This is a genomic window from Gottfriedia endophytica (genome assembly GCF_017814275.1).
GTDB lineage: Bacteria > Bacillota > Bacilli > Bacillales > Bacillaceae_G > Gottfriedia > Gottfriedia endophytica.
The window spans coordinates 21,440-45,309 of the sequence record NZ_JAGIYQ010000006.1 but is presented as its reverse complement, the minus strand read 5'-3'; the positions used below and the strand labels follow the sequence as shown (position 1 = coordinate 45,309).

The window sequence follows — 23,870 nt, the reverse complement described above, 5'->3', positions numbered from 1 at the left end:
GAGGGTTATGAATGACAACTGGTACGACAATTCCATTTAGTCAAGAAACAGTAAAGCAGCTTTCAGCTCTACGTAACGAGCCAGCTTGGTTCGAACAATTCCGTTTAGATGCACTTGCGAAAGCTGAATCACTTTCACTTCCGAAGCCTGATAAAACGAATATCTCAAAATGGGATTTCTTCGGAAAAGAATTTGATGCAACAACTGGTAACGTTCCAACAAAAGAACAATTACCAGCTTCTGTTACTTCATTAGTAAATGAAGAAGCAGATCAAACAGTATATGTACAATATAATGGCTCACCTGTATTCTATGCTTTATCAACCGAAGCGAAAGAAAATGGTGTCATTTTTACAGATCTACACACTGCAGTAAAAGAACATGCTGAACTTGTTAAAAAGTACTTCATGACTGAAGCTGTAAAAGTAGATGAGCATAAATTAACAGCACTTCATGCAGCATTAGTAAACGGTGGCGCATTCTTATATGTTCCTAAAAATGTTGTACTAACTAAGCCAATTCAAGCTATTTTTGTAATTGATGGCGAAAAAGTACCTGCATACAACCACGTTTTAGTTGTAGCAGATGCAAACAGTGAAGTTACATACGTTGAAAACTACGTATCTACTTCTGCTGATCTTGAAGGTGCAGTTGCAAATATCGTAACAGAAGTTATTACATTAGATAATGCAAAAGTTCGTTACGGTGCAGTTGATACACTTGCGAAAGGTGTAACAGCTTATGTGAACCGTCGTGGGATTGCTGGCCGCGATAGTAAAATTGAGTGGGCTCTTGGTTTAATGAACGATGGTAACTCTGTATTTGAAAACATTACACACTTAGTGGGTGATGGTTCATTTGGAGACATGAAAATGGTAACTGTTGGTCGTGGTGAGCAAACTCAGAACTTTACGACAAGCATTATCCATCATGGAAAAGGATCTGAAGGATGGATCTTAAAACATGGTGTAGCGAAAGATGCTGCAACATCAATCTTTAATGGTATTGGTAAAATCGAACACGGTGCTTCTAAATCAAATGCACAACAAACTTCACGTGTGTTAATGCTAAGTGAAAAAGCTCGTGGTGACGCTAACCCAATTCTATTAATTGATGAAAATGATGTTATGGCTGGTCACGCAGCGTCAGTAGGTAAAGTGGATCCAAATACACTTTACTACTTAATGAGTAGAGGTATTCCGAAGAAAGAGGCAGAGCGCTTAGTTATTCACGGGTTCTTAGCGCCAGTCGTTGCGGAATTACCGATTGAAGAAGTTAAAAAACAGCTTGTTGACGTGATCGAAAGGAAAGTTAAGTAATGGATATCAAATCAATCCGTGAAGCCTTTCCGATTCTACATCAGCAGGTAAATGGACATCCTTTAGTCTATCTTGATAGTGCAGCTACTTCTCAAAAACCTATTCAGGTGATTGAGGCATTAGACAAGTACTATCGCGAATATAACTCTAACGTTCACCGTGGTGTGCATACACTAGGAACAAAAGCGACAGATGCATATGAAGGAGCGCGCGAAAAAGTTCGCAAATTTATCAATGCATCATCAATTGAAGAGGTTATTTTTACTAGAGGAACAACAACAGCAATTAATACAGTTGCAGCTAGCTATGGTCTTACGAACGTAAAAGCTGGTGATGAAATTGTGATTTCTTACATGGAGCATCACAGTAACATCATTCCTTGGCAGCAAGTTGCGAAAGCGACAGGGGCAACACTTAAATATATTCCATTAGAAGAAGATGGAACAATTAGCATTGAAAGAGCAAAAGAAACAATCACTTCAAACACAAAAATAGTTGCGATTATGTATGTATCAAACGTACTAGGCTCTATTAATCCTGTTAAAGAGATTGCAGCGATTGCTCATCAAAATGGTGCAGTAATGTTAGTTGACGGTGCACAAAGTACACCACATATGAAAGTGGATGTACGAGACTTAGATTGTGATTTCTATGCATTCTCTGGTCATAAAATGTGTGCTCCAACTGGAATCGGTGTACTTTACGGTAAAAAAGAACTTCTTGAAAACATGGAACCAATTGAATTCGGTGGGGAAATGATTGATTTCGTTGACTTACAAGAATCTACTTGGAAAGAGTTACCATGGAAGTTTGAAGGTGGTACACCAATTATTGCAGGTGCGGTTGGACTTGGTGCTGCAATTGATTTCTTAACGGAAATTGGTCTTGAAAACATTGAAAAGCATGAGCATGAGCTTGTGAATTATGCAATGGAACAGCTTTCTACAGTAGAAGGCATTACAATATATGGTCCAAAGCATCGTGCGGGCTTAGTTACGTTTAATGTGGAAGATGTTCATCCACACGATGTAGCAACAGTTTTAGATGTTGAGGGCATTGCGGTTCGTGCAGGCCATCATTGTGCACAACCGTTAATGAGATGGTTGAAAGTGTCTGCTACTGCTCGAGCAAGTTTTTATCTGTATAATACAAAAGAAGATGTAGATGCTTTTGTTAAAGGACTAGTAAAAACGAAGGAGTATTTTAGCAATGTCTTTTGATCGTAATATAGATTTAGATGCGCTATATCGTCGCGTTATAATGGATCATTATAAAAACCCTCGTAATAAAGGTGTTGGAAAATTATCCGATCATGACTTGACGATTAATATGAATAATCCTACTTGTGGAGATCGCATTGAGCTAAGAATAAAAGTTGAAGATGGCAAAGTAGCTGAAGCTCGTTTTGATGGCGAAGGTTGTTCAATCTCAATGAGTTCAGCATCAATGATGACACAAGCAATTAAAGGGTTAGAAGTTGAAAAAGCATTACAAATGGCAACAATTTTTTCTAACATGATGCTTGGAAAAGAATACGACGATTCATTAGATTTAGGTGATATCGAAGCACTACAAGGTGTAGCGAAGTTTCCAGCACGTATTAAATGTGCAACATTAGCGTGGAAAGCGATGGAGAAGGGCTTGAAATCAGAGGAGTAATTCTCGGATAGAAGGCCCCACTCTTCTAAGAGAAGGGAGAATGAAGGATGTCTACGAATTTGCCAGATATTGGTGATTACAAATATGGCTTTAAAGACCGCGACGTATCAATCTTCCGTTCAGAGCGTGGTTTAACGAGAGAAATCGTTGAAGAAATTTCAAACATGAAAAACGAACCACAATGGATGTTAGATTTCCGTTTAAAATCTTTACAGCATTTTTATGATATGCCAATGCCACAATGGGGTGGCGACATGTCAAGCTTAAAGTTTGATGAAATCACTTACTATGTTAAGCCTTCTGAGAAAACAGAAAAGTCTTGGGATGAAGTACCTGAAGAAATCAAAAATACATTTGATAAATTAGGTATTCCTGAAGCAGAACAAAAGTACTTAGCAGGTGTTTCTGCTCAGTACGAATCAGAAGTAGTTTATCATAGCATGAAGCAAGATTTAACTGATCTTGGTATTCTATTTACAGATACAGATACAGCATTACGTGAGCATGAAGAAATTTTCAAAGAGCACTTTGGAAAAGTAATCCCACCAACTGATAACAAATTTGCTGCGTTAAACTCAGCTGTTTGGTCAGGTGGATCATTCATCTACGTACCAAAAGGTGTTAAAGTAGATACGCCTCTTCAAGCATATTTCCGTATTAACTCTGAAAATATGGGACAATTTGAGCGTACTTTAATTATTGCTGACGAAGGTGCACATGTACACTACGTTGAAGGTTGTACAGCTCCTGTTTATACAACAAACTCACTTCACTCAGCGGTTGTTGAGATCATCATTAAAAAAGATGCTTACTGCCGTTACACAACAATTCAAAACTGGGCGAATAACGTATTCAACTTAGTTACGAAACGTGCTGTTTGTGAAGCTAACGCAACAATGGAATGGATCGATGGAAACATTGGTTCAAAATTAACAATGAAATATCCAGCAGTTATCTTAAAAGGTGAAGGCGCTCGTGGTCTAACACTTTCTATTGCAATTGCAGGTAAAGGACAACACCAAGATGCTGGTGCGAAAATGATTCACTTAGCACCAAACACTTCTTCTACAATTGTTTCGAAATCTATTTCTAAACATGGTGGAAAAGTAACGTACCGTGGTATCGTACACTTCGGGCGTAAAGCAGCTGGATCACGTTCAAACATTGAGTGTGATACATTAATTATGGATAACGCATCAACTTCTGATACAATTCCATATAACGAAATCTTAAATGACAACATTTCTCTTGAGCACGAAGCAAAAGTTTCAAAAGTGTCTGAAGAGCAATTATTCTATTTAATGAGCCGTGGTATTTCTGAGCAAGAAGCAACAGAAATGATCGTAATGGGCTTCATTGAACCATTTACAAAAGAACTTCCAATGGAATACGCAGTTGAAATGAATCGTCTTATCAAGTTCGAGATGGAAGGTTCAATCGGTTAATTTCAAGAAAAACTCGGTCTATCGTACCGAGTTTTTTTATTTAAAAATCTGTTATATAGTAGAATAAGTATGTAGTTATATAATTCCTTAAATAAAAACTTCACAGTAGCTTAACAATTTTTATGATGAATTGATTTAGAATGATATTATAACTATTGTTAGATATTAACGTTATCATGGTGTATTTTTTACATAGATTCTACTGTTTAAGGGGATGAGAGTTTGGCATTTATAGCATTGAAAATATTTATTATCGCAATATTCGCGGGTACACTTGGAGCAATGCTTGGACTTGGTGGAGGAATTATCGTGACTCCTGCACTTACGTTATTGTTCGGAGTAGACATCAATACTGCAATTGGGGCAAGTATTATTTCAGTAATCGCAACATCAAGTGGATCAGCAATTGCTTATCTTCGAGATAAAATAACAAATGTTCGAGTAGGTATGTTCCTAGAGATCGCAACGACAACAGGTGCAATTACAGGAGCGTATATTGGAGGGTTAATAAGTCCGCACTTTTTATACATGATCTTTGGATTGCTCTTATTGTATACAGCACTCACAATGATCAAAAAAGTAAATGTAGAACTACCTCAAGATGTACCAAAGGACCCTCTTGCTACAAAATTAAATTTACACGGGAAATATTATGATAAAGCATTAAAAAAAGAAGTAGAATACAACGTAGACAATGTAAAAGCTGGATTTGGCGTCATGTATGGTGCTGGTGTTATTTCCGGTCTTCTTGGAATTGGTAGTGGGAGTTTTAAGGTAATGGCAATGGACATGTTTATGAAGATGCCACTAAAGGTTTCAAGTGCTACTAGTAACTTTATGATGGGTGTAACAGCCGCTGCAAGTGCTACCGTTTATTTTCTACGTGGGGATATTGATCCTAAAATTTCAGCCCCAGTTGCGCTTGGTGTATTAATTGGAGCAAGACTTGGTACGAAAGTAATGCAAAGATTAAAAAGTAAAACCATTCGGAAACTATTTATCCCTATACTTGCCTTTGTCGCAATAAAAATGATTTTACAAGGATTGGGGTGGTAGTAGATGGTAGATTCAACGAATGAACTAACAAAAGAACATCAAGGAATTGAAGATGTTGAACTAGCTGTCAGTAAATTACTACGCATTGGTGTTCTAATAAGTGGCACAATCATTACAATTGGACTTATTTTATTTTTAGTAACCGGTAAGAGCGGTTACCCTGGCCATTCATTTCCGACTAGATTTGGTGACATTCTTCATGGTCTGTTTGCTTTAAAATCTTATGCAATTATATTAACAGGTTTATTTTTATTAATTTTGACACCCGTCTTTCGTGTATTTGTTTCAATTTTTGTCTTTTGGAAAGAAAAAGACAAACTGTATGTTGTCATTACGATAATTGTATTTATTATACTAATGATCAGTTTAGCTTTAGGAAAAGCAGGATAATATAAATGTTACTTAGACTAACAACAATAGGGAATTTTCCTCTATTATTTGTTAGTTTTTTCTTTTGAGCTGTTTGATGATATGATGAGATAAAATAAGAATAATAATAGGAAATTAAGTAGTTCACTATTTCTTTTTGGTTCTTTTTTTAAGATTGTTGCTAAAAGGCTTTGTAACTTTAAAGACAGAAGTTGATTGGAACGGAAGGATGCTCGACTCCTGTGGGAAATGCGGGAAGGCTGAGACCCCACAGGAGCGTATGCGACGAGGAGGCTCAGCTCACGCCCCTAGGAAAGCGAGCATTCTGGAGTGGAAATTAACTTACGCATTCTAAATTAGTAACATTGTATCCGAAAACAGCCTTCTTTTTATATGAATTAAATGTCCAGAACATTTCCGTGTTAGGGGAGAGAAAGATGGAGCAATACACAACAGTAGATCCAGTAACGATTCGCGTTTTTCATACGAACGATGTACATAGTCATTTTGAGACGTGGCCAACATTAGTAGCATGGCTAGAACAACGAAAAATGGAAATGAAAGAGCGAGGAGAAGCGTCATTAACATTTGATATAGGTGATTTTATAGATAGATTTCATCCGATTTCTGAAGCGACACTTGGAAAAGCTAACATAAAATTATTAAATGAAGCGAAGTATGACGCTGTAACGATTGGTAATAACGAAGGAATTACACTTTCCTTTGAACAATTAAATGAATTATATAATGATGCTGATTTTCAAGTATTAGTTGGAAATCTATTTTATAAAAATGGGGAAAGACCGTCATTTTGCGGGCCTTACCAACTATATGAGCATAGAGGAGTAAAAGTTGGTGTAATTGGCCTAACTGTTGCTTATCCACAATATTACGATGTGCTTGGTTGGTTAATTGAGGATCCATTTGAGCATTTAGCGCATTTATTGCCAATTGTAAGGCAACAGTCAGATGTAGTGATTTTACTATCTCATCTTGGTGTAAAAGATGATCAAAAGATTGCAGAACGTTTTGATGGAATTGATGTCATTTTAGGAGCGCATACGCATCATTTATTTCCAGAGGGAGAGTATGTTGGAAACACATTACTGTGTGGAACGGGAAAACATGGAAATTATATCGGAGAATTAAGTATAACGGTTGATCCAATAACGAAACGGATCCTTCAACTAAATGAGAAAGTAATTGATTTACACGCAATAAAAGAGTTGGAAAATCCAATAGTTAGTCATCATCTTGATCAACTTATGAAAGATAGTTTGATGATCTTAAATGAACCAGTTACATATCTTCAGCATCCTATCGAAGTGAATTGGTATCAGCCTAGCCCACTTCCACAATTACTAGCAGCTGCGCTAAGAAAATGGACTAATTCAGAAGTGAGTTTTTTAAATGCTGGCTTATTACTAGAAGGGTTGCCAAGTGGTTTGATTACAAAAGGACATATTCACAATATTTGTCCACATCCTATTAACCCTTGTGTTGTGTATTTAACGGGTGCCGAACTGTTGACCGTCATGAATAGAGCTGAAGAAGATGAAATGATTCATATGCAAGTTAAGGGCTTTGGATTTAGAGGAAAAGTAATGGGGATGATGATCTATGATGGACTTACGTATTTGAAATTAGATCATTATGAATCTATTCTTCCAGAGAATGTATGGATAAATGGCTCTCCACTTGAGTTAAATCGCCGATATCGAATTGGAACGATTGATATGTTTACCTTTGGTCATTTATATCCGACTATACATAAAGTTACAGAAAAAGAGTTTTATTTGCCAAAGTTTTTACGTGACCTTTTACAATGGGCTCTTACAACAGGTAATTAATCTGTTTAGACAGGTTCATTTTCCTCCTTTTTTTCATACTGTAAAAAAGAAAGAAAGGAGCGTTGAACTTGGTTACATTAACACCAATTACGATCGATAATACGACGTTTACAGCTGTAAGTGTTGAATTGCCAAAAACAAATTTATTAGCTGTATATAACGATAAAGGCTATATTATGTGTGGAGCGTTGGACGTGGGGCTTTTAAACGAACGTCTGCGTGATCGACAAATTATTGCAGCAAGAGCGGTAGGTGTCCGTACGATTCAACAATTATTAGACGCACCATTAGAATCCGTAACATATGAGGCAGAGCGGTTAGGAATTACAAAAGGGATGATAGGGAAAGACGCACTATTAAAGATGATTTGACAAAAAGCCACTAATTTTTCATTAGTGGCTTTAAATTTTTACAAATTTTCCGTTATTAATAGTATAATGTACTTATAAAAATATTCTTAATTTACACTAATTAGTATAGGGAGAATTATATGAGAATAGTCGTGACATCAACCCTTGTCCCAGGCACTAAATTAGGAAAGCCTATTTACAATGAACAAGGTAAAATCCTAGTCAATGCGAACGTTCCTCTAACTGAGATGATGATTAATCGTCTTCATATTCTAGGAATCTCCTTCGTGTACATCCAAGATCCCCTTACAGAAGATATACAGATTGAAAAAACAATTTCTGATGAACTAAGAATTGAAAGTACTAAGAAAATTGAAGATACATTTTTAAAATTTCAAAATGAAGAGTCGCATTTACGTTGGCTCTCCTTAGAAAAATCTACATCTCAATTGAAAGGGATTATTTCATCCCTGCTAAAAGAATTAAAAGAAAACAAAGATATGTTGTCGCTACTTGCTGATGTAATTTGTTATGATGAATATATTTTTTCTCATTCTTTAAACGTTACAATGTATGCTTTATCAATTGGAATTAATTTAGGCTTTAGTCAAAAACAACTTGATTTATTAGGGTTAGGTGCATTATTACATGATGTTGGAAAAATGGTCGTTCCTCTTTCAATCTTAGAAAAGCCAGGCAGATTGACTGATGATGAGTATGAACAAATTAAACTTCATACTACTGCAGGGTATGAAATACTTAGAACGGTACCAAATATTCATTCAGTTGCAGCAATCTGTGCCTTACAGCATCATGAACGTCTAAATGGTAGTGGATACCCTCATGGGATTTCAGGGAAAGAAATGCATCAATACTCAAAAATTATTGCGATTGCCGATGTATTTGATGCCGTAACATCTAACCGTGTCTATAGGCAGGCTATGTTACCTCATGAAGGTCTTGAATTATTATATAGTGGAAGTGACAAATTATTTGATTCTTCCTTGATACAAACATTTAGAGAGTCTTTATCGATCTATCCAACAGGATTAACCGTTAAACTGAACGATGGTAGGCAAGGAGTTGTTTGTAGACAAAATCGAATGTCATCTGATCGTCCAGTAGTTCGAATTCTAGAGGAAAATGGCGGTAGTGTATCTATTCCTTATGAGCTCGATTTGTATGACAATTTAAATTTTGTCATAGTTGAATGTGATACGACATTTAAACATCGAGTTGCCCAATTTTAATTGAATGAACATGGCCCCCTTAGCATATCCATTAGCAAGGGGGCTTGTTATGGTTAAACGATTTAAAGGAAGAACGATAAAAAGAAAAAATACTTATTTTAAAAAACCTTCTTCATCTAGCTATACGCATTCACCTAGTATCTATCACGGACGTAGGGAGAAAAAATCATTACTAAATAAATTTATGGTGACTTCTTTTTTGATTGTGGCAGTTTTGATTTTTTTATTTTGGCAGTTAGATCGAATATTTTCACCAACGATTATGAATTATGCTGAAATGCAATCAAAACGGATCGCTTCGTTAATAATAAATGACGCTTATCAGGAAGCAGCAAAAAATTTAAAGGATCAGACAATCTTACAAATTGATCATGATGCAAATGGGAAAATTACTTCGGTAGGTTATAATTCTTATGCAATCAGTGACATCGTATCGAAAACGACGAAAGCGGTTGAAAAAAATATTGAACGAGTGCAAAGAGGAGATCTGTCTTTTTTGTCTCTTTCACAATCTGACCTAGAAAAAATGAAAAAAGACAAAAAAGGTTTTTATTTCGAGGTACCCCTTGGAATTATAACGAATACAGCATTGTTAAGTAATAGTGGGCCAACGATCCCAGTTCGATTTTCCGTTATAGGTGATGTGCAATCAAACGTTCATGAAGATGTAAAATCGTATGGCATAAATAATGCACAAGTAAAGGTTGTGATGGATGTGGAAGTTAATTTACAAGTCATCATTCCTTTTAATACAAAAATAACGACTGTAAAGGTTCAAGTGCCGCTTGATACAAAATTAATACCTAGTGATGTACCGAATTTTCTTCCTTATGGATCACAAAATCTGTATCCAAATAATTCCTCAAAATAAAAAATAGGACCGCTTTCTGCGATCCTATTTTTTTCGATTGATCCGTTCTTGTCTTTCCCACATCCGTAGTCGTGGATATGGATCAAATGACCATTCAGTATAGCCATTATCTTTATATATGCCATAGTGTAAATGAGGAGGAAATTTACCAGAAGTTCCTGGAGGTCCATAACCAGAGCTACCTACATACCCTATGACTGTTCCAGGTTCCACAATTTGTCCCTGCGAAATCTCTTTATTAAAGCCACCTAGATGTGCGTAATAATGATAGTTATTTTGTAAATCTCGGATTCCAATACGCCATCCGCCAATACGATTCCATCCTTTTGTCTCAATAATGCCATAGCAAGTAGCACGAACAGGAACACCGTAATGAGCAAAAATGTCTGTTCCTTCATGGATTCGTCTCCCGCCAAAGCTTCGAGGAGCTCCCCATGTACTTTGGTAACTATGGTCACTGCGGAGTGGAACAGGGAATGCATTTCCTTCGATAGTTAACTTTCCATATTTTTCATACATACGGGCATAGCCCATAATCATCTCAACAGTTTTCGAGCGTTGGTAATAATCCCATAACATCATTTTTATATATGATCTACTTGGACCGTAATAGTGGAGACGGTTTATATAAGTATATAAAATATCCTCGTCATTTGTACTATTTGCTCGTCCATCACCATTTCCATCCATTCCAATTCCACCGAATAAATGAATGGTTGGTAGATAAGAATCATTTTGAACGGGATTGCCTAAACCACTCCAATCCTCTGGTGAAATATAAAATGATAATACTCCATCTGTTCGTTTTGGTATATCTTTACGAGCCAGTCGAATATTTCGCTCATATGTATCAATTGCTGCAAAATAATACCAAGGAATAAAAGTTAAAGCTTCTGCTTCAGAATATAGTGACATTCGTTCGCGATCTAACGTTTCTTGATTTTGTACTTCCCCATATACAAATGATGGTGTAAGAAGAATCACCATACAAAAGATACTTAACCACTTTTTCAAAACCATCATCCTTTTATCTGTAAATTTTTATCCCGCTATTCGCGGGCAGTAAGACCCTTACCTCAAGATTGAGAGAGGCGAAGAAGATAGGTGGGGGATAACTGCCCGTAAAAGCCCGATTGGTTTAACTAACCATCAGTGGGGTTAAAGCCCCCCCACTGATGGATGTTTCACTGTATATTCTTTAAACTGATTCTTTCTTAGTTTGGTTTACTGGCTATCTTTCATAAATAGGAATTATTGGAAAAAAAGATGATTGTTTTATTCTTTTGCAATTTTGTAGTATAGTAATGGATAGTAATTCGTATGCAAGCAACATCATAGGAGGGCTTATAATTGGCAACCAATGAATATTTAAGAAAACCAGAATGGCTAAAAATAAAGCTAAATACAAATGAATCTTACACAGATTTAAAGAAAATGATGCGCTCAAAGAATTTACATACAGTTTGTGAAGAAGCTCGTTGTCCAAATATTCATGAATGCTGGGCTGTCCGTAAAACAGCTACATTTATGATTTTAGGTGACACATGTACTCGTGCATGTCGCTTTTGTGCGGTAAAAACTGGACTTCCAACAGAGCTTGATCTTCAAGAACCAGTTCGCGTAGCTGAGTCTGTAACACAAATGGGGTTAAAACACGTTGTTATTACTGCAGTTGCACGTGATGATTTACGTGATGGCGGTGCGTTTGTATTCGCTGAAACAGTTAGAGAAGTAAGAAAAGCAAATCCATTTACAACAATTGAAGTATTACCTTCTGATATGGGTGGTAAGTTAGAAAATCTTCAAATGTTAATGGATGCAAAACCAGATATTATGAACCATAATATTGAAACAGTAAGAGAACTAACTCCACGTGTACGTGCTCGTGCGACATATGAACGCTCACTAGAGTTTTTACGTCGTGCAAAAGAAATAAACAGTGATATTCCTACAAAATCAAGCATTATGGTAGGTTTAGGGGAAACTGTTGAACAACTATACGAAGCGATGGATGATTTAAGAGCAGTTGGAGTTAATATTTTGACGCTTGGCCAATATTTACAGCCAACAAAACATCATTTACCAGTTAAAAAATATTACACTCCACAAGAGTTTGCAGAATTAAAAGAAGTTGCTTTACAAAAAGGATTCTCACACTGTGAATCTGGTCCACTTGTTCGTTCTTCTTATCATGCAGATGAACAAGTTAAATCAGCTCAACAAGCGTAAATAATAAAACTGCCTATCTATGTTTTGAAAAAAGGATAGGCAGTTTTTTATTTTGTTGCTTACTTTGTTATAACATTCTTATCTACAGGCGCCCCTGTTTGAAATGAAGTCTCTAAGCTTTTTAAATAAGCTTCTACTTTATTATTTGATAATGTTCCTATATTTTGTATTTCCATTATGGCATTAATATCTTGTAATTTATTTGATGTATATACTTTATAGAAACGAGGTACTGTAACTAGCGAAGTGTCACGAACTTGCGAGGCAACTAATTTATTATTTCCGTTAGTTTGGTACGCAACGAATACTTCTGCATCTGTCACAAGCGTTGCGGCATCTGTCACATTTGGTAAATTAACAACAAGGTATGAAATAGATCGAGCAAGCTTTTGTTTATCAACCTTGGGTAAATATTCATGTTGTTTTCCTGAAATATCTTGCTTTTGTAAGCGAGAAAAGCCATAATCTTTGTAAGAGTGCATATCTTTAACTGCTTGATCAGAGAGTTGATTTTTTGTTGAAACATTCGTTAATGATGGTGGGTTCTTGCTGGACATGTTGGTAGCATTAAATTGTTGTGACTTACTATGACCAAATGAACAAGCACTAAGAAATAGTATAAAAATTATAGGGATAAGGGTTTTATTCATTTACGAATCTCCTTTAGGAAATAATGTAATGATAGTATGCCCAGCCTTTTCAATATCATTTAAAAAGAGAACTAGTGGGAAAGGAGCAAAAAGATGGTTTGTATTCAAAATACTTGTTATGAAATTGTTGAAGATTTTCGAAATGGATTTAATGAAGAAGCTTTTAAAGCGAGATATGCAGACATTTTAACGAAATATGATTACATAGTTGGTGATTGGGGCTATGATCAACTTCGTTTACGTGGTTTCTTTGAGGATCATCATAAAAACGTACCTTATGACTCAAAAATAAGCACATTAAGAGAATACATCTACGAGTATTGCAATTTTGGTTGTCGATATTTTGTTGTAAAAAAAGTGAAGGCATCATAATCTTTTTTTAAAATTATCCACAAGATTCTATAAAGCGTTTACAAAAAATATGTGGAAAAGTAATGAAGTTTCAGACTGTTATGTGAATAAATAGAAACTTACGCACAAAAAGAGTGGACAACTAAAAAGTTATCCACTCTTTTTGTGTATTATTTCGGTTATCCACAGTTAAACGACTTCATATAAAAATTCAGTCAATTCAGCAGCTACTTTTTCAGATAGGCCAAATGCATATTCTAAATAACCTTCTTCATTTAGATCGTCAGCACCAACAATAGCAAACTTATTACGTTGAATATCTAATACAACAGCTTTTCCGTAATAACGATCAGAATACATAATTGCTAAATCATGTCTTTCCTCATCACCCATAAAACTTATAAAGCGTGTTTTTGTTTCAACCGTATCATCGTATAAGAAAAATCTTTCTCCCATCTGTTAACTCCCCTTACTTGTTTTAACTTTAATCGTTGCATAAAATTATTTTGTTTCGCTCTTGAAAGAATGAACGATTCTTTACTTTTAAAAACCTTAAGAGCTAGGTGGTCGATTAATGATACTATCATTGTTTCTTCCGCTATTTATTACTATAACAAAAAATAAAGAGAATCGCTTGTAATCCTGTCGATTTTTCGTCATTTTATCGTTAAAATATAGTTAGAGTAAATTTATTTTAAATTCTATTATTGGTAGAGGGTGTGACATCATGTATTTTGTAGATAGAGAAAGTATTATTGGAAGATTGAATGTATTAAATAACATGATTACTTATTTTGAAGAAACAACTAAACCAAGTAACATAACTGAAACTTTAGCATATGAGCGCATGGTTCATCTTATTATTGATAGCGTTTTAGATGTAGGAAATGCGATGATAGATGGATTTATTATGCGCGACCCTGGAAGTTATGATGATATCATTGATATTTTAATGGATGAAAAGGTTATTTCGGATGAGGTAGGTTCACAACTAAAAAAACTGATCCCATTACGCAAACACTTACTACAAGATTATACAGAAACGATTATTGATAAAATGGTTGCTACAATGAATGAAACAATCCAATCAATAAAAAGTTTTCCAGTTGATGTAAATAGTTACTTAACGAAGGAGCTAGGACCTGTAAACGCGTTTAGTAACGGAAAGTAAGGGGAATAGAAGTTGATAGGAGAAACGAGTCAACAGATTGTTAATGCGCTAAAGAAAAATGGAATGCAGTCTGTTCAAGAGCTTGTTCATGCGGTTGGATATACAGATATGGCAATACGACACCATTTGCAAACTTTAGAGACAAGCGGGGAGATTACTTACAAATATGTAAAAAGTAACAATGGTCGTCGGACAAAGGTATACATGCTTACAGAAAAAGGTGAATCCCGATTTCAAAAGGATTACATTCCTTTTTTAGTCAATATGATTCAAGACATGAAGGGAAATAAAGAGGATCCCTTTTTAATGGAAATTGTTAGAAGGTATCAGGATAGACTGTATTTCTCAATTGATATTGCCTTATCTTATAAAGACCAAGTAAATACTCAAAGTTTTATTGATGTATTGAATGATAGAGGGTGTATGATGGAGCATGAACAAAAAGGGGAATTAGTCATCCTTCATCAGCATAATTGTCCATTACAGGAAGTTGCGAAAATCTTACCTGAAATCTGTGAAGCTGAACGTCAAACTTATGAGAAGTTATTGAATGTAGATAATTTAGAGTTAGTTTCTAATGGGAATGTAGATGGAAAATCGTGTACATTTTGCTTTAAGTCGAGTAACCTATCACAAGATTGAAATTAAAAAAAGCACTCTCTAAGTTGAAAAAACTTAGTAGAAGTGCTTTTTTATTGTAAGAAAAAAATAATTAGCTATTATTATTATTATTATTATTTTTTTTGATGATCTTCATTTCGATGTGCAGCTCTATGAGCTAGTCTACTTGAAGCAGCGGCTGCTATTGCACCAACAATATCATCTAAAAATGTATTTACAAGACCTGTTGATTTATCATTTAATCTTTCAAGGATACCAGGCTTTAATTTATCAATGTAGCCATAATTCGTAAATCCAATCGAACCATAGACATTTACAATTGATAAGGCAATTGTTTCATCAATCCCATAAAGTCCTTCATCTTTTTTGATGATCGATAACAATGGTTCCTCGATTAAATTTTTCTCGGCCAGAATATCTAATTGAATTCCAGTAACAACTGCATTTTGAATTTCTCTTTTAGTAAGTACTCTACGCACATTATGAAGACACTCGTCGATGGTTAAATTTTCGTGGTATTTACTTTGTAAAAAATAGACTAAGTCTGCAATATCTTCTAATCTTACACCTCGTTGCTCAAGTAATGCTAATGAAGATTGTTCTATATCATGATTTAAAAATTCCATACCGTCACCTGTTCTTTCATAATTTTTATAGAATTTTATACGTTTAGTACTTACTTTGTTTTTGTTGGGGGAGCTGTTTGTTTTGTTTTAATGTCTGTCAGAGGTGCCCAATCCGCCTCCGCTTTTCTATACTGTCCAGCTACAGCGACTAGCTCTTCGGTCATTTCACAAAAACAAAGTGAAAGGAAAAATCGCCTTTCTCTTTGTTTTTGCTCCAATGCCTGTCAGAGCTACCAAGTCGCTTCCGCTTTTAATATTGTCCAGCTCCAGCGGATACCTCCTCGGCCGTTTCACAATAACAAAGTGAAGGGAAAAAGCACCCTTCTCTTTGTTATTGCTCCAACGTCTTTCGGAGGTGCCCAATCCGCTTCCGCATTTCTATATATATACGTTATTTTCCCCTAGTTTGTGAAAGGTCATTCGAGAGATTGTGGATTATTGGTAAAAAGTCGTACAGGTTTTTGGATTTGTTACATATAGTTTAAGTAGGAGCAACTTAAAGGATGTGAAAAAGTTGTTTAATCGTAATGAAGATATTAGTCAGGATTTGTTTCATCATTATCAGATTCAGCCGGCTGAGTTAATAAAGGTAGATTCTTATTATTTGTTTTGGCAGCGAAATCGTGTTTATTTCGTTGTGCCGGTTTCTCAGTATAAAGAAGAAGAATTACAGGAAATGAAGAAACTTAGTGATTATATGCAAAGCTTGGGGGATTTATCTGTAGCAACATTTGTTCAGAACACGCAAGGTTATTTTGTTAGCCGAATGGCTAATTCGAATCATGCATTGTTTAGGTGTAATCGGCAATATGAAAGAAATAAAAGCATCGGAGAAGAGTTTGCTATTTTTCATGCAAGAGGAAAGAAGTATGCTGAGGATGTAGTTGAATTAAATCGTATTGGTCAATGGAAAACTCTTTGGGAAAAGCGATTAGAACAGTTAGAAAGGTTTTGGCAAAGTAAAGTAAATAGTCACCCAGAAAATTATTTTGAACAAATCTTTGTTGAATCATTCCCTTACTATTTAGGCTTAACAGAAAATGCAATTCAATATGTTGTAGATACAGAGTTAGATACAAAACCAGAATTAGTAGATGCTGCTACAATTTGTCACCAAAAATTAAATATCCGTCATTTAAAGTCAATTTATCATGCAAAAATACCAGTAGAATGGACGTACGATCATTTTAGTCGAGATTTAGCTGAAGTGATACGTGAACATTATTTTGAATACGGTGATCAATGTATGGAGCATATTTTAACGTTTTTATATGGGTATGAGAAAAGAAGTCCTTTATCCTCATTTTCATGGAGATTACTTTATGCAAGATTGATCTTTCCGGTACATTACTTTGAAACAGTTGAAGGGTATTATTTAACGAAAACTGATGACGAACGAAAACAAAGAGAACATGAATTAATTTATCACCTTGAAACAGCTGAAAAGTATGAACAATTTTTAGGAACTTTCTTTGAAAAGATTGGGCTTCCAGTAGAAAAGTTAGGTATCAGAGAATTAAGCTGGTTAAAGAAGTAATCATTTCTTGGTAAAAAAATAGACAGCAAACTATTTTGCTGTCTACGTGGTTATTAGAAAACTTGTTCTACTTCAACTACACCAGGTACTTCTTCTAAAAGAGCGCGTTCAATACCTGCTTTTAATGTGATTGTTGAACTTGGGCAACTACCACATGCTCCCATTAAACGTAGTTTAACGATACCGTCTTCGATGTCAACTAATTCGACGTCTCCACCATCACGAAGTAAAAACGGTCTTAATTTATCTAATACTTCTTGTACTTGTTCATGCATTTCCATTGTTATCGACTCCTTTCACTATTTTTATTATAATCAGTTAGAGAGAAAAAATCTATTACATCGCTTTGTGTGAATTATTTATTTTTTACTGTGACATAAAACGAGTGTTTAAGGGGTGGGAAGAATGAATAAAGATATTATAGTGGAAGTTTTTGGTGCAGAAGTAATCTGTGCAAGTTGTGTTGGTATGCCTTCATCAATTGAGACATTTGATTGGCTTCAGGCAGCATTATCACGAAAATTTCCAGAAAAGAAATTTAATTTCCAATACATAGATATTTTCCGTGTAGAAAACCAAGAGAAAGAAGAGTTTGCCAAGCGAGTTCGAAATGATGAATTCTTTTATCCAGTTGTGCTTGTAAATGGAGAAGTAGTTGGAGAAGGGAATCCTAAATTAAAAGATGTCTATGTAGCAATTGAAAAAAGCTAATGCTAATAGCTGTCCCGTAAGAATGTGTTCAAGGGACAGTTTTCTATTTGTTAAAAGAATGTAAATATTTACCAATAAATTTTTAATTTTCATGATATGATAGAGTAAAGTAACAAAGTTTACAACTGTAAAGAAAGGATGTGATACTTTGCTTGCAGTAAGTTTATTCGTCATTGGGGTCATTTTAGTTATTATTGAAATGTTCACTCTAACATTTGTATTGTTATGGATAGGAATTGCCAGTATTATTGCATCAATAGTAGAGTATTTTAATCACTCATTTTTCTTGACCTTTGGAACCTTTTTTATCAGTGCGATTGTATTGTGGTTAAGCACGAAAAGATTTGCGAAAAGAGTTAGTAGTAGTAAATCAATTAAAAATGGTGTTTTTGCACTTGTTGGAAAAGAGATTGTTGTGACAACGGTATCCGATCAAGATACAACAGCAGGTACTAGCAAGGTTTATGGTGATGAATGGCCAATTAAAGCAAACCATTCAATTAGAGTTAATGAAAAAGTAAAAGTTCTTCGTGTAGAAGGAACAACTTTATACGTTGAATAAAAAAATTAAGGAGAGTGTAAAATGGTTGGTGGCATAATTTTAGGTGTTATCGTACTGTTTATTATTTTATTATTATTATCCAGTATTCGTATTGTTCGTCAGGCTGAAGTGTATTTAGTCGAACGTTTAGGAAAGTTCCATCGTGAATTAGATAGTGGGATTCATATATTACTACCGTTTATTGAACGTATTTCTGCTAAAAAGAATCTTCGTGAACAAGTAGTAGATTTCCCTCCACAACCCGTTATTACAAAAGATAATGTTACAATCCAAGTTGATGCCATTGTTTATTTTCAAGTTACGGATCCAATCCGTCATGAATACGAAATTGCAAATCCAATCGGAGCAATTAATAATTTAACTGCTACAACATTACGTAATTTAATCGGGGAATTAGAGCTGGATCAGACATTAACTTCACGTGATACTGTAAACAGCAAACTTCGTGTTGTACTAGATGAAGCAACAGATAAATGGGGTATGAAGGTAAATCGTGTTGAATTGAAAAACATCATTCCTCCTTCTGATATCCAACAAGCGATGGAACGTCAAATGCAAGCTGAGCGTACACGTCGTCAACAAGTATTACAAGCTCAAGGGGAAAAAGAAGCAAAAATCCTTAAAGCTGAAGGGGAAAAGCAATCAAAAATTCTTGAAGCTGAAGGGGAACGTTTAAGCCAAATTGAACGAGCTAAAGGGGAAAAAGAATCCCGTATCTTAAAAGCTGAGGGTGAAGCGAGTGCAATTCTAAAAATTGCAGAATCAAAATCATTAGGTGAAAAAATGATTTTAGATGTATGGAAAGAAAATAACCCTACTCAAGCAATGATTCAATTACGCTCAATGGAAGCACTAGTTAAAGTTGCAGATGGTAAATCTTCAAAATTAGTTATTCCAACAGATGCTACGAAATTATTAGGTATGGTAGAAAGTATTAAAGAAGTAGTTCGCAGTGATCAGAAAGAAGAATAGGAATAGAAAAAACCAAGCCAATTTGGCTTGGTTTTTTTAACCGTTATGATACTTATACATCCAAAGGATTCCAGATTTAATTAATCTTGGTACACGGCCAATTAGTGGTCTTTCATTAAATAAACCAAAGCCATGTTTCTTACCAAGAGAACCCATGACGCCTTTTAATTTAATTTGTGGCATTGTTTCAGGTAGCTCTTCGTTTTTCCAACGCGCTTTAAGTATCGTAACAATTTGTTCAGCTTGCCCTTCAGCTAATTGAGCGGATGGAGCATGTGGTAATGCTGCACAATCTCCAACAACGTATACGTTTTCATGTGTTGGAATGTGATGATATTTTGTAACAGCTAAGCGTCCAGAGTTGTCTTTTTCAACAGGTATGTCTCTAACGACTTTAACTGGCTGAATTCCAGCAGTCCATATAATCGCATCACTTTGAATTTCTTCGTCATGGTTATATAATATATTTTCTTCTACTTTTGTAATATTTGAATTACTGATTAATTTAACATTGTGATCATCAAACCACTTTTGAACATAATGACTTAGTTTTTCAGGGAACATAGAAAGAATTCGATCACCACGATCAAATAAGTAAATCGTTAAATCGCTACGGCTTTCTCTTAGTTCACTTGCAACTTCAACACCACTTAGTCCTGCACCAACGATACTTACAACAGAATTAGGAGGTAAGCTATTTACACGTTCATAAGCAACACGTGTGTTTTCAATAGATTGGATACTAAACGTATGCTCCATTGCTCCAGGTACATTATGGTATTTGTCTTCACAACCTAATCCAATGACTAAGTCATCGTAAGATACCGGTTCATGATCTTTTAAGATTACTTTTTTATTTTCAATATCAATTTTTGTAATCTCACCATAAACTTCAGATAATCGATCATGAGTTGGAAATGGAATACGGATATGCTGCTCAGGAACTGTACCTGCTACAAGAGCATAGTATTCAGTTTTAAAACAATGATAACTGTTTCTATCGATTAATGTAATATGCACATCTTCTGGTAAACTAGAAGGCAATAATCGGGATAGAATACGCATGTTTCCGTATCCGCCACCTAATAGGACAAGGTTTTTCATTGCTGTTAGCCCCCTTTTTATAGTAATTTTAAGTGTATAAACTAATAGTAATTTTTATAATTTTCGACATAAAATATTATATCTATTTTGTGAACAAATAACAACGGAAAGTTAGAAATGTTCGTTATGACCGTGATAAGACACATTCGTATTTGTCGATTTACTTCTTAAAAAAAGTAAAAAATCTGCGTCCATTCGACATCCGCTATCGAAATATTGACGTACATACAAAAAAAAGGTAATTTGTGAATGTAAGGGGTGAATTTATGAGACCATTAGTCGAATTTTGTGTAAGTAATTTAGCAAATGGAGCACAGAAAGCACTTGAACAGCTTGAACGTGATCCTAATATAGATGTTTTAGAGTATGGGTGTTTAGGGTATTGTGGCATTTGTGCCCAAACTTTATTTGCCGTTGTTGAAGGCGAACCAATAAAAGGTGAAACACCTGATGAATTGGTTAAAAATATTTACAGCTTTTTAGAAGAAAATATGTTAATTTGATCCTTCTAAAGTGCCATAGATTCATTTCTATCTTATGAATTAGTATAGAAATAGCATATGGCACTTTATTTTTTTTATCCATCTATTTGAACAATTTTTGCTTCTTCTCGTGTTATATGCCATTGTTCTCTAGCTTTTTCTACAATTCCCTTTTCCAAATGTCCATTTGGATGTGAGATTACTTTTGAAAAGAAAGAAATGGCCTGTTCGAATTCATTAAGTCTTCTAGCAAGTTCGCCAATAAGGTAAATGATTCGGACTTCGCTCATTTCTGAACCTGAATAATCTGCAAGATCATAGCTTTTCTTGTATGTTTCATATGCTTTTCTTATAAAACGTTCCTCTTGTTCTATATTATTCATTTTTCGATAAAGCCAACCCAATCTTAGTAATAAACCCGCAAGCATATAAAACTTTTCGTTCTTTATAATTGAAGTATAAACAGCTAATTTATATACAGTAATGGCATCCTCTAAAGAACGCTTGTTACCAAAAGAGCGTGGAGTCCAGTTGATTGAAATTTTTTGTTGTATGACTTGGACTGAGTCTCTGTTTAATGGTTGACTATTTTTGGTGTAGGCATAACCACAACTTTCACAAACATTTACATAATATAGGTAAGGACTATTTACTTCATCTTGATAAGTTACACAAAAATCAGTACTAATATCATGTGTTTTAGGATAAGAAATCCTGACATTTGTAGTAGGAAACGTGCTTGTACACGCTGGACATTTCATATTTCGTGTGAATATAGGTGATTTTTCGTTCATAATTTCAACTTCCTTGATTAGTGAATTGTTACATATTTCTCCTCCTATATATCGGCTCATAAGAATATAGAATTAGTAATTTTTGAGAGAAAAAATAAAAAATAGGTAAAAATAATTGGTGAGTTTTGGAGGTTTAAGTAATTATGTAATACGATTAAATGGAAATAGAAGGTTAACAAGTAAAATCAAAGAAATAAATAGTTCAAAAGAACCGGTAATAAAAAAGAGCTTACAATTTTATTGTAAGCTCAACGAATGTTTCTATATCGAGAAACGGGGGATGTTATTATTGTGTTCACTTGAATGAAAATTTATACTATATAAATAAGAAAATATTTTTAGGAGTAATGACTATGAATTCTTTTCGTTACACAAAAATGCATGGACTTGGAAACAATTATATATATGTCAACATGTTTGAAGAACAATTAGAAGAAGCAATGTTACCTCAAATTGCAATACAAGTTTCAAACATTCATACGGGGATAGGTAGTGACGGATTAATTTTAATTTGTCCTTCAACAATAGCCTCAGTAAAAATGCGTATCTTTAATAATGATGGATCAGAAGCTAAAAACTGTGGGAATGGTTTACGTTGTGTTGCAAAATATGCATTTGAACATGGTCTTGTTCAATCAGAATCTTTTACAATTGAAACAATCTCTTGTATTGTAGAAGCAACGGTACACATACAACAAAATAAGGTTGACCAAGTTACAATCAATATGGGAAAACCAATCTTTCAGCGTTCGCTCATTCCGATGACTGGACAAGAGCAAGAATTTGCTGAAGACAACATAGAATTTGAAGAAAAAGAATATCACTTCCAAGCTGTTTCAATGGGAAATCCGCATGCAGTTATTGAAGTAGAAGAGATTTCAAAAGCACCTTTAACAACACTTGGACCAATTTTAGAACAACATGAATGGTTCCCTGAACGTGTAAATGTAGAATTTATTGAATTTTTGAGTGAAAATGAAATTAACTTCGTCGTTTGGGAACGAGGATCGGGAGTTACTGAAGCTTGTGGTACAGGTGCATGTGCAGCTGCTGTAGCAATGATCCAAAAGGGAAAATGTAAAAAAGATGAACCAATTACTGTCCACTTACAAGGTGGAGATTTAGAAATAACCTGGGCGTCTGATGGTAACGTTTGGATGAAAGGTCCAGCTGTTACGATCACAGATGGCATATACTATTTATAAGGAGTGAGAAAAATGATTACTGTTACTGAGCAAGCAGCACTTAAAATTAGTGAAATGATGAAAGAAGAAGGAAATGAAAATGCATTTGTACGTCTAGGAGTAAAAGGCGGAGGTTGTTCAGGACTTTCTTACGGCTTAGGTTTCGATATAGAAAAACAAGAAGACGACACAGTAGTAGAACAAAATGGTGTAAAAATCATTATTGATAAAGAGAGCTTACCGATTATTAAAGGTGTTGTCATTGATTATAAAGAATCAATGCTTGGTGGTGGCTTCACGATCGATAATCCAAATGCAATTGCTTCATGTGGTTGTGGTTCAAGCTTTAGAACTGCTACAAATGCTGGAACTCCTGAAGAGTGCTAAATTAGAGAATAGATGTTTAGTGCTATTAATTAAAAGCCTTCTCGATAGTCAATGTCATAAACATTACTATTTGGGGAGGTTTTTTTATGGTATTAACCAAGAGAGTAAAACGAAAGCCAGTTTGGAGAATGTCTAACCAACAGGAGTATTCAAAAATTACAATGGAACAAACAATAGATTTGGAAAAGTAGTTTGCACCGGATGAGTACTAATAGAAAAAATAAAAACAAGGATTACTAGTTTGTTTTTATTTTTTTGGCACTTTTTTTAAAGATTGTTGCTTTCCGGTTTTGTAATTTTAAAGACAAAAGTTGATTGGA

Annotated in this window: 28 protein-coding genes; 21 read left to right on the top strand and 7 right to left on the bottom strand. The window is 34.8% G+C overall.

What is annotated here, in order from left to right; genetic code table 11:
- The first annotated feature begins 11 nt into the window (after positions 1 to 11).
- The 10 genes from sufD (at position 12) to yunB (ending at position 10,169) form a co-directional block, all read left to right on the top strand.
- Positions 12 to 1,319 (top strand): Fe-S cluster assembly protein SufD, encoded by a 1,308-nt coding sequence (gene sufD / locus J5Y03_RS10675; RefSeq protein WP_209405411.1) that lies wholly within the window; start codon positions 12 to 14, stop codon positions 1,317 to 1,319.
- Positions 1,319 to 2,539, top strand: a complete 1,221-nt coding sequence (locus J5Y03_RS10670) for a cysteine desulfurase (protein WP_209405409.1) — start codon at positions 1,319 to 1,321, stop codon at positions 2,537 to 2,539. The genes sufD and J5Y03_RS10670 overlap by 1 nt, the downstream gene beginning before the upstream one ends.
- Positions 2,529 to 2,978, top strand: coding sequence for a Fe-S cluster assembly sulfur transfer protein SufU (gene sufU, locus J5Y03_RS10665; RefSeq protein ID WP_209405407.1), 450 nt, complete (start codon positions 2,529 to 2,531; stop codon positions 2,976 to 2,978). Before J5Y03_RS10670 ends, sufU begins: the two co-directional genes overlap by 11 nt.
- A gap of 47 nt (positions 2,979 to 3,025) precedes the next feature.
- Positions 3,026 to 4,423, top strand: coding sequence for a Fe-S cluster assembly protein SufB (gene sufB, locus J5Y03_RS10660; RefSeq protein WP_209405405.1), 1,398 nt, complete (start codon positions 3,026 to 3,028; stop codon positions 4,421 to 4,423).
- Between the two features lie 222 nt (positions 4,424 to 4,645).
- Entirely contained in the window at positions 4,646 to 5,479 is an 834-nt protein-coding gene (locus J5Y03_RS10655) for a sulfite exporter TauE/SafE family protein (RefSeq protein WP_209405403.1), read from the top strand.
- A gap of 3 nt (positions 5,480 to 5,482) precedes the next feature.
- On the top strand, positions 5,483 to 5,869 hold the full coding sequence (locus tag J5Y03_RS10650) for a DUF1634 domain-containing protein (RefSeq protein ID WP_209405401.1): 387 nt from the start codon (positions 5,483 to 5,485) through the stop codon (positions 5,867 to 5,869).
- A gap of 416 nt (positions 5,870 to 6,285) precedes the next feature.
- Entirely contained in the window at positions 6,286 to 7,698 is a 1,413-nt protein-coding gene (locus tag J5Y03_RS10645) for a bifunctional metallophosphatase/5'-nucleotidase (RefSeq protein WP_209405399.1), read from the top strand.
- Between the two features lie 68 nt (positions 7,699 to 7,766).
- Positions 7,767 to 8,069, top strand: a complete 303-nt coding sequence (locus J5Y03_RS10640; RefSeq protein WP_209405397.1) for a YunC family protein — start codon at positions 7,767 to 7,769, stop codon at positions 8,067 to 8,069.
- A 119-nt stretch (positions 8,070 to 8,188) separates the two neighbouring features.
- Positions 8,189 to 9,298, top strand: coding sequence for an HD-GYP domain-containing protein (locus tag J5Y03_RS10635; RefSeq protein ID WP_209405395.1), 1,110 nt, complete (start codon positions 8,189 to 8,191; stop codon positions 9,296 to 9,298).
- A 49-nt stretch (positions 9,299 to 9,347) separates the two neighbouring features.
- Complete coding sequence (gene yunB, locus J5Y03_RS10630) at positions 9,348 to 10,169, top strand: sporulation protein YunB (RefSeq protein WP_209405393.1); 822 nt, start codon at positions 9,348 to 9,350, stop codon at positions 10,167 to 10,169.
- 24 nt (positions 10,170 to 10,193) lie between these two features.
- On the opposite strand, the gene J5Y03_RS10625 is transcribed toward yunB, so the two are convergent.
- The gene (locus tag J5Y03_RS10625) at positions 10,194 to 11,189 is read right to left on the bottom strand and encodes a M23 family metallopeptidase (protein WP_209405391.1); all 996 of its coding nucleotides are present in this window, start codon (positions 11,187 to 11,189) and stop codon (positions 10,194 to 10,196) included.
- A gap of 330 nt (positions 11,190 to 11,519) precedes the next feature.
- Here J5Y03_RS10625 and lipA point away from each other — a divergent pair, with 330 nt between their 5' ends.
- Positions 11,520 to 12,398, top strand: a complete 879-nt coding sequence (lipA, locus tag J5Y03_RS10620) for a lipoyl synthase (RefSeq protein ID WP_209405389.1) — start codon at positions 11,520 to 11,522, stop codon at positions 12,396 to 12,398.
- A 59-nt stretch (positions 12,399 to 12,457) separates the two neighbouring features.
- Here lipA and J5Y03_RS10615 read toward each other — a convergent pair whose 3' ends face one another.
- Positions 12,458 to 13,048, bottom strand: coding sequence for a YhcN/YlaJ family sporulation lipoprotein (locus tag J5Y03_RS10615; protein ID WP_209405387.1), 591 nt, complete (start codon positions 13,046 to 13,048; stop codon positions 12,458 to 12,460).
- Positions 13,049 to 13,141: 93 nt separating this feature from the next.
- Between J5Y03_RS10615 and J5Y03_RS10610 the strand changes: the two genes are divergently transcribed.
- On the top strand, positions 13,142 to 13,420 hold the full coding sequence (locus tag J5Y03_RS10610) for a YutD family protein (protein ID WP_209405385.1): 279 nt from the start codon (positions 13,142 to 13,144) through the stop codon (positions 13,418 to 13,420).
- Between the two features lie 168 nt (positions 13,421 to 13,588).
- Here the strand turns inward: J5Y03_RS10610 and J5Y03_RS10605 are convergent, their stop codons facing one another.
- Positions 13,589 to 13,855: a DUF3055 domain-containing protein gene (locus J5Y03_RS10605; RefSeq protein WP_209405382.1), complete on the bottom strand. Its 267-nt coding sequence runs from the start codon at positions 13,853 to 13,855 to the stop codon at positions 13,589 to 13,591.
- 325 nt (positions 13,856 to 14,180) lie between these two features.
- Between J5Y03_RS10605 and J5Y03_RS10600 the strand changes: the two genes are divergently transcribed.
- On the top strand, positions 14,181 to 14,570 hold the full coding sequence (locus tag J5Y03_RS10600) for a DUF86 domain-containing protein (RefSeq protein WP_280850081.1): 390 nt from the start codon (positions 14,181 to 14,183) through the stop codon (positions 14,568 to 14,570).
- A gap of 12 nt (positions 14,571 to 14,582) precedes the next feature.
- Positions 14,583 to 15,212 (top strand): helix-turn-helix transcriptional regulator, encoded by a 630-nt coding sequence (locus J5Y03_RS10595; protein WP_209405378.1) that lies wholly within the window; start codon positions 14,583 to 14,585, stop codon positions 15,210 to 15,212.
- A 92-nt stretch (positions 15,213 to 15,304) separates the two neighbouring features.
- On the opposite strand, the gene J5Y03_RS10590 is transcribed toward J5Y03_RS10595, so the two are convergent.
- Complete coding sequence (locus J5Y03_RS10590) at positions 15,305 to 15,817, bottom strand: phosphatidylglycerophosphatase A family protein (RefSeq protein WP_209405376.1); 513 nt, start codon at positions 15,815 to 15,817, stop codon at positions 15,305 to 15,307.
- 514 nt (positions 15,818 to 16,331) lie between these two features.
- On the opposite strand from J5Y03_RS10590, the gene yutH reads away from it, so the two are divergent.
- Positions 16,332 to 17,354: a spore coat putative kinase YutH gene (gene yutH / locus J5Y03_RS10585; protein WP_209405374.1), complete on the top strand. Its 1,023-nt coding sequence runs from the start codon at positions 16,332 to 16,334 to the stop codon at positions 17,352 to 17,354.
- Positions 17,355 to 17,407: 53 nt separating this feature from the next.
- Here the strand turns inward: yutH and J5Y03_RS10580 are convergent, their stop codons facing one another.
- Entirely contained in the window at positions 17,408 to 17,635 is a 228-nt protein-coding gene (locus J5Y03_RS10580; RefSeq protein ID WP_209405372.1) for a NifU family protein, read from the bottom strand.
- Between the two features lie 124 nt (positions 17,636 to 17,759).
- Here J5Y03_RS10580 and J5Y03_RS10575 point away from each other — a divergent pair, with 124 nt between their 5' ends.
- The 3 genes from J5Y03_RS10575 to J5Y03_RS10565 all read left to right on the top strand — a co-directional run bounded on the left by J5Y03_RS10575 (position 17,760) and on the right by J5Y03_RS10565 (position 19,599).
- A complete protein-coding gene (locus tag J5Y03_RS10575) occupies positions 17,760 to 18,065 on the top strand; it encodes a YuzD family protein (RefSeq protein ID WP_209405370.1) in 306 nt (101 codons plus the stop codon).
- Between the two features lie 148 nt (positions 18,066 to 18,213).
- The gene (locus J5Y03_RS10570) at positions 18,214 to 18,627 is read left to right on the top strand and encodes an NfeD family protein (RefSeq protein ID WP_209405368.1); all 414 of its coding nucleotides are present in this window, start codon (positions 18,214 to 18,216) and stop codon (positions 18,625 to 18,627) included.
- 21 nt (positions 18,628 to 18,648) lie between these two features.
- Complete coding sequence (locus J5Y03_RS10565) at positions 18,649 to 19,599, top strand: SPFH domain-containing protein (protein ID WP_209405366.1); 951 nt, start codon at positions 18,649 to 18,651, stop codon at positions 19,597 to 19,599.
- Positions 19,600 to 19,635: 36 nt separating this feature from the next.
- On the opposite strand, the gene J5Y03_RS10560 is transcribed toward J5Y03_RS10565, so the two are convergent.
- Positions 19,636 to 20,703: an NAD(P)/FAD-dependent oxidoreductase gene (locus J5Y03_RS10560; protein WP_209405364.1), complete on the bottom strand. Its 1,068-nt coding sequence runs from the start codon at positions 20,701 to 20,703 to the stop codon at positions 19,636 to 19,638.
- Positions 20,704 to 20,969: 266 nt separating this feature from the next.
- Here J5Y03_RS10560 and J5Y03_RS10555 point away from each other — a divergent pair, with 266 nt between their 5' ends.
- Positions 20,970 to 21,206, top strand: coding sequence for a YuzB family protein (locus J5Y03_RS10555; protein ID WP_209405362.1), 237 nt, complete (start codon positions 20,970 to 20,972; stop codon positions 21,204 to 21,206).
- A gap of 74 nt (positions 21,207 to 21,280) precedes the next feature.
- Here J5Y03_RS10555 and J5Y03_RS10550 read toward each other — a convergent pair whose 3' ends face one another.
- Entirely contained in the window at positions 21,281 to 21,979 is a 699-nt protein-coding gene (locus tag J5Y03_RS10550; protein ID WP_209405359.1) for a DUF2225 domain-containing protein, read from the bottom strand.
- Positions 21,980 to 22,332: 353 nt separating this feature from the next.
- Between J5Y03_RS10550 and dapF the strand changes: the two genes are divergently transcribed.
- Both dapF and J5Y03_RS10540 read left to right on the top strand, forming a co-directional pair.
- Positions 22,333 to 23,184 (top strand): diaminopimelate epimerase, encoded by an 852-nt coding sequence (gene dapF, locus J5Y03_RS10545; RefSeq protein ID WP_209405357.1) that lies wholly within the window; start codon positions 22,333 to 22,335, stop codon positions 23,182 to 23,184.
- Between the two features lie 12 nt (positions 23,185 to 23,196).
- Positions 23,197 to 23,550, top strand: a complete 354-nt coding sequence (locus tag J5Y03_RS10540) for a HesB/IscA family protein (protein ID WP_209405355.1) — start codon at positions 23,197 to 23,199, stop codon at positions 23,548 to 23,550.
- The last annotated feature ends 320 nt before the right edge of the window (positions 23,551 to 23,870 follow it).